This window comes from Paenibacillus sp. S150, assembly GCF_019352175.1.
In the GTDB taxonomy this organism is placed as follows: Bacteria; Bacillota; Bacilli; order Paenibacillales; family Paenibacillaceae; genus Paenibacillus_AQ.
In genome coordinates, this window is the sequence record NZ_JACBYI010000001.1 from 519,082 (window position 1) to 531,212 (window position 12,131).

Here is a 12,131-nt window from a genome sequence, read left to right on the forward strand (position 1 = left end):
TTTTTCATTTTTTACGGCTTTATTCCCTTAATATGGTACTAAAGTAGTATATAACTATCTACCATTAGCCTGTAAAATAAATGTAATTTTCACTAATAATTCGTCAGCAATAAAATACTCAAACCAAGGAGGGATATATAGGGTTTAGAGGTTTTCTACGATATATACTAAATGATGCTGGGGAGGATATTAAATGTTCAAACGCTCCATTCGAAAATTTGGCATAGGTGCAGCAAGTGTAAGCATAGCAGTCTCTATTCTCTTTCCTTCCGCTTCTTTTGCTGCCAGCGGAGAGACCTTTCTGCCTGCGGCTCCGAACCTTCAAGACCACGCTTCCCTTAATCCTAAACTGAACGTCTCGCAGGATGCTTTGAAGCAATCCATACAGAATTATAAACCATCCGCCGTCAAGCCACAAAATTATGCCGGCACAAGCACCTCTTCAGCACCGGTTACCTTTATTGTACAGTTGCAGAACGATCCGATTAAAGTAGCTGAGGGCCAGAGTTCCAAAAGCTCCTCTCCCTCGCTGCAGCATAACATTCTCCGCACTGAACACAGCACCTTTAAGTCTGCTGCCGCCCTTATCGGCGCAGTAACCGGCAATGAATATACAGAGGTCTTTAACGGCTACGAGGTTACCCTCCCAGGCAATCAAGTGGACAAGCTCCTTGCTCTTCCAGGCGTAAAAGCCGTATTCCCTAACCAGACTGTTCATGCCCTGGAAACAGCAACAAATTTTGGGTCATCTTCCAGTTCCGGAGGTTCTGCGCAGGAAGTTGTAGGAAATGGGGACATATTTCATACAGAAGCCTTATACGACAAAGGCGCTACAGGAGAAGGGGTTAAGGTAGCCGTTATCGACACCGGTATAGACTATAACCACCCTTATCTTGAGGATGTCTATAAAGGCGGCTATGACGTTGTCGACAATGACGATGACCCATTTGAAACAGAGCCTGACCCGCGTTACTTGCCGAGAGACGGCAATCCTTATGAGACGGCACATGGCTCCCATGTCTCCGGAATTATTAAGAGCGTGGCGCCGGATGCGGATATCTATGTATACCGCGTACTTGGACCTTACGGCTCAGGGACTACAGCCGATGTAATCAAGGGCATCGAATTGGCAGTAGAAGAAGACGTAGATGTCATCAACCTCTCGCTGGGCTCTGATGTGAATCAACAATATTCGCCGGATGCCATTGCCGTGGACAACGCTGCCAAAGCGGGCGTTACAGTGGTCCTGGCAGCGGGCAACTCAGGCCCTGGCGCCGAAACCGTTGGTACACCGGGAGGTGCACACCGCACCATCTCCGTCGGCGCCAGCACTACCCCTACCGATGTTAATGTGTTTAAAGTTGGTGTAGTGGATAATGTTTATGGCATTTTGGCTGCAGAGTCCGCAGCGCTCCCCGATACAGCTACCGGCAAAGAAGTTGTTTATGCCGGACTTGGAGGTTCAGTGGAGGATTATACAAATGCTGATGTAGCAGGAAAAATAGCCCTCGTTGACCGTGGAACTTATACTTTTGTCTCCAAATCCGCTAATGCCAAAAAAGCCGGCGCAATCGGATTGCTGATTGCCAATAACGTTGATGGCGAACTGAATATGGCCATTGACTCCACCGGCGTTCCTACCTACGGCATTACCAAGGCAGATGGTGCCTTGATTAAGCAAGAGCTTCAAGCAGAACGCAACACAGTAGAATTCAAGGTTGTACATGATACCAGCAACTTGCTGGCCGGCTTCAGTTCACGCGGACCCGCACTCCCTGAACTGAATATCAAGCCGGATGTTCTGGCGCCTGGCGTTGGGGTGAACTCCTCCGTACCGGAATGGGAAAGCTCCACAGGATACGCCAAGTTCAACGGTACCAGTATGGCAAGCCCGCATGTGGCCGGGGCTGCAGCACTTCTCTTGGATTGGAAAGAGGATCTGACGCCGGATCTGGTTAAAGTCCTGCTGTCCAACAGCGCAACTCCGCTTAAAGACCGTGCAGGTAAATATTACAGTATCTATGAGCAAGGCGCAGGACTCATTGATTTGTCCAAGGTAGCTAATGCAAGTTCCACCGTCAAAGTCGCCGAGGTGCTTGACACGGGAAATCCTGACGTGCCAACGGTCAATTATGACACAGGCTCATTGTCTTTTGGCCTGCAGCCAGTTGGTACAGTGACGAAGACCGTCTATGTGGACAGCCTGTCAGCTACACTTAAAACCTACAGTGTCAGCGTGGATTGGCGCACTGCCCATGCAGGCGTTGCTCTTGATGATGGCCTGGACGGCTTAGCGGTCTCCGGGGAACAATATTTCCCTGTTTCTCTTACAGTTTCTGACACAGCAGCTGCCGGATATTATGAGGCTATATTGACCCTTACGGAAGAAGAATCACAGGGTACACCTGAAATATTAACTCTTCCTTTGGGTGTAATTGTAGGAGAAGAGTACAAACCTGATACGGTTACAGATCTCTATGTCGGTACAGACCTCATCTCTCCGAACGGTGACGGTTATCTGGATGAGACAGATTTCTCCTTCTCCGTCAACGAAGCCGTCAACAGTCTGAACATTGAAGTCGCCGATGTGTTCACAGGAACCGTTGTTGGTGACGTATATGCAACTGGAGAGAAATATTACCGTGGATTATACGAGACACTGGACTGGGATGGTACGGTTACCGATCAGTCCACCAAAGATCCTGTCAAGCTTCCTGACAGCATCTATTCGATAACACCGGTTCTTAATGGCACAACCAGCCTTACAAAACAGGCGATCCCCTTCATCGTTGATACACAAGCGCCGGTGGTTACCGGACTGAATGTAACCGAGCATACACGGGAAAATATTGAAGAACCTAGAAGCGCTACGATCAGCGGATTTATTGCAGATGACCTGCTGCTGGAACTTGTGGCCGAAGATATTGATATTAATTCATTATTCGGAGCCGCAGCAGTTTTTGCAAACTCTGACGGCGAGCCTCAGCAGGAAGACGGATATATTGATCCGTCCGGTTATTTTGAAATTGAGGTCCCTCTGTCCGAAGGTCTCAACCAGTTCTACATCTACATCTATGACGCAGCCGGCAACGGTACTGCAGACGAAGATTACGCTCAACTGCTGCGTTATAGCACAGATGCAGACAGTGCCAAGGTAACACCTTCTGTATCTCCGATCCAAGCCGTTGTCGGACAACCGGTTACAGTCGATGTTGGCTTCTCGGTTACTGACAATGTATATGGTATCTATGGAGCTACTTTTAATCTGTGGTATAACAACACCTTGAATGAGCCAACTTCGGTACCTAGCGTACAGCTGGCAACATACCAGGAAGCCAACTTCCCGGGAGAACCTCTTCCTGTATTCACAAACCTCATTCATCTGGATAATGGACAGGACGTACTGCAATATGGCGTACATTTAACAGATGGAGCATATCAAGGTACGGGTGCTGGTTCACTTGGCCAGTTTACTTTTACACCAACTGCCGCAGGAACTTATACCTTTGAACTTTCGGACGTTCTGCTGTGGAGCGACAGCTTCTCAGCTACAGTTCCGGCAGGTCAGTCAACTGTTAGTGTAGTGGTAACCAATCCGGTGTCTTCGGGACCCTCGACCGCAACACCTTCATCTCCTGCAACCGGTACAACGAATCTGACCTCAGGCCAACTGGTCGAAACAGCTGATCCTGCTGGAGGCAAGCCAACAGCAGCCTTGACCGTATCGGACACAGCGCTGAATGCTGCCCTGCAGAATGTTGAAAATAACACGGCCGTGCTTAGTATCACTGACTTGGACTTCTCCAAATACAGTGAGGTAAGTCTTACACTTACTTCGGCTCAAGCCGAGAAGCTGAAGACTTCCGGCAATGCGCTTAGCATCAACGGCGCTGCATTTACACTGTTTATTCCGGCAGACACACTTCCTGACTTTATCACCAGCAACGGATTTGTGGTGACTCTTGGACTTGAAGAAAGTACTGGCACACCTACCCTTTCGGGCAGCACAACAGCGGTTGGCATCGGTTCTTCCCTGCTCACCGTGAAAAATGGCTGGTCCACCGGTAAAGCGATCACCCTTCAAATTCAATTGAATGAAGCTGGGCAGAACAATATCAGCAAGACAGGTGTTTATAAAGAAACCAGTGACGGCAAGTGGGCTTATCTGCAAGCAGGCACACTGCCAAAAGAAGGAACACTTCAGTTCTCGATTACCGGTGACGGAACTTATACTGCCGCAAGCCGCGATGTTACCTTCGGTGATATCGGCGTACACTGGGCTAAGAACGATATTGAAGTCCTGGCCGCTCATGGCATTGTAGCCGGTAAAGGAACGGTTGCCACCTTCAAGCCTTCTGACAGCTTGAATCAGGCAGAACTTCTCACCCTGTTCGACCGTCTGCTTGGCAAAGGTGATACATGGACAACACGCATTAAGGAAATCGGATCCCGCGATGTCCTGACCCGTGAAGAAGCGGCTATCATTCTCGCGAGTGCTCTGGGCGCGGACAGCACTTCTTCCACAGCATTGACCTTCAAAGATGCAGGGAAAATCTCTGCGGAAGCCAGAAACGCGATCTCCTTTGCGGTAAGCAAAGGCTACCTCAAGGGCGAAGGTGCGAATACCTTCAATCCCCAGGGTACTCTGACTCGTGCTCAGGCCGCAGCCATCCTGTTCCGTGTGCTTGAGGATCTTCGCTCCTAGTAACGGAGTTTTCGTTAAGATTAGCTATACTGCTGAAACAGAAACGGCTGCGTTTTCCTATTATTAGGAGGCGCAGCCGTTATTGCGGACCAGCCACTAAGAACTGAAATATACTCTGCTCTTATATCCCAAATTACCCTCCCACAGCAAATATCCCCCCAAATTCCAGAGAAGCGGAATTTGGGGGGATATTTGTAATTATAAAGATATTAATGTTCCTGCAATGCAAATCAGTCGCCCCGGAACGCGCGTTTCACGCGGTCAAAGAAGGACTGCTCCTGCTCATGCGTGTTTTCCCCATTGTAAGAGGCAAACTGGCGGAGCAGGTCTTTCTGCTCGTCACTGAGCTTACTGGGAGTCACAACGATGACCCGTACATGCTGATCCCCTGTTCCAGAGCCGCGCAGGTGAGGAACGCCCTTGCCTTTAAGGCGGAAGAAGGTTCCTGTCTGGGTGCCTGCCGGAATTTTGAGCTTCACTTTTTCCGTCAGGGTAGGAATTTCGATCTCATCGCCAAGTGCCGCCTGCGCAAAGGTCAATGGAACCTCGCACATAATATCATCGTTCTCCCGCACGAAGAAGTCATGCGTCTTCACACGGATTACAATGTACAGGTCGCCTGCCGGGCCGCCGCGTGTGCCGCCTTCGCCTTCACCTGTCATGCGCAGCTGTGCGCCGTCATCGACACCGCCGGGAATGCGCACATGGATCTTGCGCTGCTTCTTGACTTTGCCCTGGCCGCCGCAGGTGGTGCATTTCTCCTTGATAATCTTGCCTGTGCCCGAGCAGTGGGAGCAAGGACGGCGGTTGCGCATTTGTCCAAGCGGGGTGTTCTGCACGAATTCCTGCTGGCCGCTGCCGTGGCATACGGAACAGGTTTCCGGTTTGGTGCCGGGCTTGGCACCGGAGCCGAAGCAGGTATCGCAGGTCTCCGTACGCGGAATGGTAATGTCGGTTTCTTTGCCGAATACCGCTTCCTTGAACTCAATGGTCATGGTGTACTGCAAATCGCCGCCGCGCTGCGGGGCGTTCGGATCACGGCGTCCACCGCCGCCGAAGAACATATCGAAGATATCGCCAAGCCCTCCGAAATCGCCGCCGCCGCTAAAGCCGCCGCCCATCCCCTGGTTAGGGTCGATGTGCCCATACTGGTCATACCGTGCGCGCTGCTGGCTGTCGCTAAGCACATCGTAGGCTTCCTTCACTTCCTTGAATTTAGCCTCCGCATCGCTCGCCTTATTGACGTCCGGATGGTACTGGCGCGCCAGCCTGCGGTAAGCCTTCTTCACATCATCCTCTGATGCATCTCTTCCGAGGCCCAGAATCTCATAATAATCGCGTTTATCTGCCACTGCTTTCACCTCCGTACATCAATACTCAAAATGCCTGTAACATGTCAAAAGGAAAGTCAAAACACGGGATGCCCCGGTCTTGACCTTCCCTTCGTACAGAATACACTTATCGTTTAAAGTTAACCTTATTTCTTCTCGTCGTCAACAACCTCATAGTCAGCATCGACAACATTGTCTTTCTGAGCGCCTTCAGAGGCTCCCTGGCCGCCTTCTGCGCCTTGCTCTGCCTGTGCAGCCTGTTCATACAGCTTCACGGACAACTGCTGTACGATCTCTGTCAGAGCTTCTGTAGCTGTGTTGATTTCTTCCAGGTTGTCGGTTTCCAGCGCAGCCTTCAGCTTGTCTTTGGCGGCGTTCGCTTTATCCACTTCGGCAGCGTCCACTTTGTCGCCAAGGTCCTTAATTACTTTATCGGTAGAATACACGAGCTGGTCGGCCGAATTCTTCGCTTCCACCAATTCTTTGCGCTTGCGGTCTTCTTCAGCGTGCAGCTCGGCATCCTTCATCATTTGCTCAACTTCCGCGTCGCTCAGGCCGCTGGAGGATGTGATGGTGATCTTCTGGCTCTTATTGGTGCCTTTATCCGTTGCGGATACATTTACGATACCGTTGGCGTCAATATCGAAGGTTACTTCGATTTGCGGTACGCCGCGCGGTGCCGGTGGAATCTCGTTCAGCATGAAGCGTCCCAGCGTTTTGTTGCCGTTCGCCATCTGCCGTTCTCCCTGCAGCACATGAATTTCCACGCTCGGCTGGTTGTCGGCAAAGGTCGAGAACACCTGGGATTTGCTTGTAGGAATCGTAGTGTTGCGTTCGATCATCTTCGTGAACACGCCGCCTGCAGTTTCAATTCCCAGGGACAGCGGGGTTACGTCGAGCAATACCACGTCTTTGACGTCACCGGTCAATACACCCGCCTGTACGGCTGCGCCGAGGGCCACCACTTCATCCGGGTTAACGCCTTTGTGAGGCTCTTTGCCGGTAAGCTTCTTGATTGCATCCTGTACGGCAGGAATGCGGGTGGAACCGCCCACAAGCACGATTCTGTTCAAGTCAGCCGGAGTCATGCCTGCATCGCTCAGCGCTTGACGGGTAGGTCCCAGTGTACGTTCAACCAGGCCTGCAGTCAGCTCGTCGAATTTGGCACGGGTCAGGTTGACCTCCAAGTGCTGGGGCACGCCGTCAACAACCGTGATGAACGGAAGGGACACTGTAGTTGTCAGTACGCCGGACAGTTCTTTTTTCGCTTTTTCCGCAGCATCCTTCAGACGTTGTACCGCTGCTCTATCCTTGCTCAGGTCAATGCCCTGTTCTTTTTTGAACTCAGCTACCAGGAAATCCATAACCACCTGGTCAAAGTCATCCCCGCCGAGACGGTTGTCACCGCTTGTAGCTTTTACTTCGAAGAAGCCGTCGCCCAGTTCAAGGATGGATACGTCGAACGTACCGCCCCCAAGGTCATAGACCAGGATGGTTTGGTCTTCGGATTTCTCCAGACCATAAGCAAGCGCCGCTGCTGTTGGCTCGTTCACGATACGCAGAACTTCCAGACCGGCGATTTTGCCTGCATCCTTGGTGGCTTGACGCTGGCTGTCATTGAAATAAGCAGGAACCGTGATAACGGCTTGAGTAACCGGCTGACCCAGATAGGCTTCAGCATCGGATTTCAGCTTCTGCAGAATCATCGCCGAGATTTCCTGCGGGGAATAGTCCTTGCCGTCAATGCTTTCTTTGTGGTTCGTGCCCATATGGCGTTTGATTGAAGCGATAGTGCGGTCAGGATTTGTGATCGCCTGGCGTTTGGCTGTTTCGCCGACGATACGCTCGCCGTCCTTCTTGAAGCCTACAACAGAAGGGGTTGTACGCGCACCTTCCGGATTCGGAATAACGACAGCTTCGCCGCCTTCCATAACGGCAACGCAAGAGTTCGTGGTTCCTAAGTCAATACCGATAACTTTACTCACAGTAATGTGCCTCCTCAAAATGATAGGGAGCCTGGGCTCCTGTTGAATTTTTCAAGCAATTTGACAGATCTGGTTAATACCCGGCCTATATAGACAGGACTACATGCTGACTTTGACCATGGCGGGACGAAGAACCTTATCCTTCAGGAGATAGCCCTTCTGGACCTCCTCCGTCACGATGCCTTCCCCGTGCTCCTCGCTCTCCACCTGCATGATGGCCTGATGGTATTCAGGGTTAAAGGGCTGTCCTACCGATTCCATTGCTGTAAGGCCTTCAGACTTCAATACCCCTTCCAGCTGCTGGAAAATCATATTCACGCCTTTGTTAAAGGCCTCGAATTCCGGAGTGTTTGGCGCTGTGGCAATTGCACGTTCGAAATTGTCGAGTACCGGAATCAGTTCACCTACGAGCTTGGAGGTAGCATATTGCGCCAGTTCCTCCTTCTCCTTCTGGGTACGGCGGCGGAAGTTGTCAAAATCGGCCTGCACACGCAGCGCACGCCCTTGATATTCATCTGCCAGCTCCTGCAGGCGTCTGGCCGCCTCACCGCTGTCTGAAGCCTCCTCGAAGGCCTCTTCCGAAGCCGTTGAGCCGTTCTCCACAGCTGCTTCGGCCTCGTCAGCCGCGAGGTTCTCATTTATTGCCTGATCATTATCATTGGTTTCATTGAAACTCTGAATCTCTTCCTCTTTCAAGTTGTCTTCACCTCCTTCACATCAGTCACGAAATCAAATACGCTCTGTTCACTTATACCAGTGTGCCAGCATCGCTGTCAAATCCCGGGACAGAATCCCCAGGATGCCCATTACGCGCGCATACTCCATCCGGGTCGGACCCAGGATGCCAATGCTTCCCAGCGCCTTCCCATCCAGCGAATACGTGGCGGTAATCAGACTGCAGTTGGCAAAAGCCTCATGCTTATTCTCCATGCCGATACGCACCTGCATGCCGGGTCCTCCGGATGCCGGGGCAAGCATTTTGAGCAAGGTAGGTGTTTCTTCCAGCAGATCGAGAATATTCTTCACCTTGTCGACGTCCTTGAACTCCGGCTGGGTAAGCATATTGGTCGCTCCGCTGAGATAAATACGCTGTTCATGATCGCTTTCCAGTGCCGTATCCAGCACCTTCATTAATTCTTCATAGTGGGAGATGTGGCGCTGCATTTCCTCCCCAAGCTCGGAATAGAGCTGGCTCTTCAGCTTGTATAGCGGCACATTCACCAGCTTGCTGTTCAGCAGGTTCACCACTTTCTCCATCTCGGACAGAGAAATTTCCGGCGGAATGCTCACTGTCTTGTTCTCAACCTGACCGGTGCTTGTAACAATAATCGCCACAGCGGTATTGTCATCCAGCGGAAGGAGCTGGAAATGGCGCAATGAAGTATGAAAAACCTCCGGCCCCAGAAGGATGGAAGTATAATTCGTCATATTGGAAAGAATCATTGCCGCATGCTGGATAACCTGCTCCGTTGCATTAAGCTTCTCGGCAAAAAAAGCGCGGATCGCGCCCAGCTCAGCCGATTCGGCGGAATTCCACGGTACGAGATGATCCACATAGTAGCGGTAGCCTTTATGGGAAGGAATTCTGCCTGCTGAAGTATGAGGCTGCTCAAGATAGCCTAAATCCTCCAAGTCGGCCATTTCGTTACGGATAGTGGCAGGACTGTAGCCCACATCTCCCCGCTTGGAAATGCTGCGCGAACCAACCGGCTCGGCAGAAGTAATGTAATCATCTACGATGGCATTCAGTATCATTCTCTGGCGTTCGGTTAACATGCAATTCCCTCCTGTCGGCTGCGGGCTCCGATTCGTTAGCACTCTGGTCAGATGAGTGCTAACCACTAATACAAAAATACCAAACTGACCTTGGCATTGTCAAGTCAGTTCAGAATCTTGGACGCCTAATTTTAGTCCTGCCGGGCTTCTAGACACCCTGCGGCAGATTCGCTGCAAGGCCTCGGACAACGGGCGGGCCGGATAGCTGCCGGCCGTGAAGCGGTTGAGCGGCTGTCGGTCCCATGGAAAACAAGCCAAGAGAACTGGCTTTCCTTCCGCCATCCAGCCCGCTTCGGGCGGAAGCGAAGGCAGATCAAGTCCAGGATATCAGCAATTTTTCTGACGCCGTAATTTCTTCAACAATACAGAAACCACTTTTTCCGCAAACGGCTTCCGTCCTGCAGAAAAGTGGTTTCTGGGTTGTGTATAAAGTTAACCCGCAGGCGCTGTCCCGCTGCGGCTGTTAATCCAGTGTCTTCAGCACGGCGATTTCATCGCAGGCATTCTGCTTCTTGCAGTTCACGCAATCGGTCCAGACCTTCTCCGGGAAAATCTCTTTCTCGACAACGGTAAAGCCGTTTCTGAGGAAGAAATCCACCGCATAGGTCAGCGCCATAATCTTGGGAATCTTCTGGCGTCTCGCTTCTTCGGTCAATTTCTCCAGAATCATCGAGCCGACGCCCTTCCCCTTGCCCTCATCACGCAAGCCGATGGAACGCACCTCTACGAGATCTGCGCCCAGTCTGAACAGCGATCCGCAGCCGATGAATTTGCCGTCCATTTCAGCAATCACGAACTGGTCAATCTGGCGGGTCAGTGCTTGCCTGGAACGGGGAAGCATAATACCGCGCTGCGCGTATTCTTCTATCATTAAATACAGCGGCTCCACATCCTCCACCGTAGCATTTCTGCATATCACCTTGTGGTCTCCCGCAGGAGCCGACTGGCGGAACATTTCCGTTTTGACAAGCACTTTGACTCACCCCTCGTTGTTAATATGAATAAATATACAACAAGGTGAATTACAATTCAAGAGGTATTTTAAAATTAAACCTCTGTCAACGCCCCGACAAATTCACCGAATACATCGTTCCCGAACAGGATGCCCTGCTTGCTCAGACGGTAGGTGTCTACGTCCTGCTCAAGCAGCCCGGCGGTCAGCATTTTGTTCAGCGATCCCTTAAAAATATCCTGCAGGGATTTCCCGAACTGCGCACGGAACGCCTGATCCGACACGCCCTCGCGCATTCGCAGCCCAACCATCATGAAGTCCTCCATCGCCTCCTGCTCAGAAACCGCAAAGGCATCCAGACGCGGCAGCCCGCTGCGCGAAGCCTCGATATAAGGATTGACGCCCTTGATATTCATATGCCGCTGACGTTTCACATATCCATGCGCCCCGGCGCCGAGTCCGTAATAATCCTCATTGCGCCAGTACGTAATATTGTGGCGGCTTTCCATTCCCGGCTTGGCAAAATTGCTGATCTCATATTGGCCGTAGCCCGCAGCCTCCATCGCAGACATCAGCAGCAGATACATCTCCAGTTCATCCTCTTCGCTGGGCAGCGGAAGCTTGTTTTTGTTGAAGAGTGTGTGAAACAGCGTATTCTCCTCTACCTTGAGGCTGTAAATGGAATAGTGGGGCAGATCCAGCTCCAGCGCTTTGCGGATGCTCTCTCTTAGCATATCCACTGTCTGGTTGGGAAGTCCGAACATGAGATCAACCGACAGATTGTTAAGGCCGGCACTGCGTGCATTCTCCAGACTGCGGTAGACATCATCCACGTTATGAATCCTTCCAATGCCGCTCAGCAGCTCATTCTGGAAAGCCTGAACGCCAAAGCTTACCCGGTTGACGCCGCCTTCCTTCATAACTGCAAGCTTATCCTTGTCCGTGGTGCCGGGATTCGCCTCCATGGAGAACTCGATATGTTCATCCCAATGCGGGAAGTGCGTGCGGACCGATTCCAGAAAATAGGCCATTTCATCCGGCTTCAACACCGTAGGTGTTCCCCCGCCGACAAAAATAGTCTTAATCACGCCCGGCGGCGTGTGCTTCACCGTCATTTCCATCTCCCGGTCCAGCGCCTGCAGATAATCCATGACCGGCTGGTCCTTCAGGACGTAGGAATTGAAATCGCAGTAGAAGCATTTATTGGTGCAAAAAGGGATATGAAGGTATACCGCCTCAGGGGGACGGCCATTATTCAGATTTGTCATAGCTGTCTCCTTAGTTCTATATAATTTGAGTTGACGATGTGTATGAAGTCCGCTGCGGGTCCAGAGGGTTCTCCGACCGCTGTCAAAGCCCGATTTTCTGATTGGTATATACTC

7 protein-coding genes are annotated in these 12,131 nt (G+C 51.4%); 1 reads left to right on the forward strand and 6 read right to left on the reverse strand.

Annotated features, from left to right (window positions below; translation table 11 throughout):
- Window positions 1-193: 193 nt before the first annotated feature.
- Complete coding sequence (locus tag HYD27_RS32535; RefSeq protein WP_219210853.1) at window positions 194-4,705, forward strand: S8 family serine peptidase; 4,512 nt, start codon at window positions 194-196, stop codon at window positions 4,703-4,705.
- 230 nt (window positions 4,706-4,935) lie between these two features.
- Here HYD27_RS32535 and dnaJ read toward each other — a convergent pair whose 3' ends face one another.
- The 6 genes from dnaJ to hemW all read right to left on the reverse strand — a co-directional run bounded on the left by dnaJ (window position 4,936) and on the right by hemW (window position 12,017).
- Window positions 4,936-6,057 carry a molecular chaperone DnaJ gene (gene dnaJ, locus HYD27_RS02135; RefSeq protein ID WP_219210856.1) on the reverse strand — a complete coding sequence of 374 codons (1,122 nt, stop codon included), beginning with the start codon at window positions 6,055-6,057 and terminating at the stop codon, window positions 4,936-4,938.
- A gap of 125 nt (window positions 6,058-6,182) precedes the next feature.
- Entirely contained in the window at window positions 6,183-8,021 is a 1,839-nt protein-coding gene (gene dnaK, locus HYD27_RS02140) for a molecular chaperone DnaK (RefSeq protein ID WP_219210857.1), read from the reverse strand.
- A gap of 99 nt (window positions 8,022-8,120) precedes the next feature.
- Window positions 8,121-8,717 (reverse strand): nucleotide exchange factor GrpE, encoded by a 597-nt coding sequence (gene grpE / locus HYD27_RS02145; RefSeq protein ID WP_220101459.1) that lies wholly within the window; start codon window positions 8,715-8,717, stop codon window positions 8,121-8,123.
- 48 nt (window positions 8,718-8,765) lie between these two features.
- Complete coding sequence (gene hrcA, locus HYD27_RS02150; protein ID WP_219210858.1) at window positions 8,766-9,797, reverse strand: heat-inducible transcriptional repressor HrcA; 1,032 nt, start codon at window positions 9,795-9,797, stop codon at window positions 8,766-8,768.
- A gap of 463 nt (window positions 9,798-10,260) precedes the next feature.
- Window positions 10,261-10,752, reverse strand: coding sequence for an N-acetyltransferase (locus tag HYD27_RS02155; RefSeq protein ID WP_219211118.1), 492 nt, complete (start codon window positions 10,750-10,752; stop codon window positions 10,261-10,263).
- Window positions 10,753-10,844: 92 nt separating this feature from the next.
- Window positions 10,845-12,017 carry a radical SAM family heme chaperone HemW gene (gene hemW / locus HYD27_RS02160; RefSeq protein WP_219210860.1) on the reverse strand — a complete coding sequence of 391 codons (1,173 nt, stop codon included), beginning with the start codon at window positions 12,015-12,017 and terminating at the stop codon, window positions 10,845-10,847.
- Window positions 12,018-12,131 lie beyond the last annotated feature (114 nt).

What these genes read in the sequence shown, in the direction of transcription:
- hemW (WP_219210860.1), bottom strand. Translation starts at nt 12,017, where the DNA reads ATGACAAATCTGAATAATGGCCGTCCCCCTGAGGCGGTATACCTTCAT.
- HYD27_RS02155 (WP_219211118.1), bottom strand. Translation starts at nt 10,752, where the DNA reads ATGTTCCGCCAGTCGGCTCCTGCGGGAGACCACAAGGTGATATGCAGA.
- HYD27_RS32535 (WP_219210853.1), top strand. Translation starts at nt 194, where the DNA reads ATGTTCAAACGCTCCATTCGAAAATTTGGCATAGGTGCAGCAAGTGTA.
- hrcA (WP_219210858.1), bottom strand. Translation starts at nt 9,797, where the DNA reads ATGTTAACCGAACGCCAGAGAATGATACTGAATGCCATCGTAGATGAT.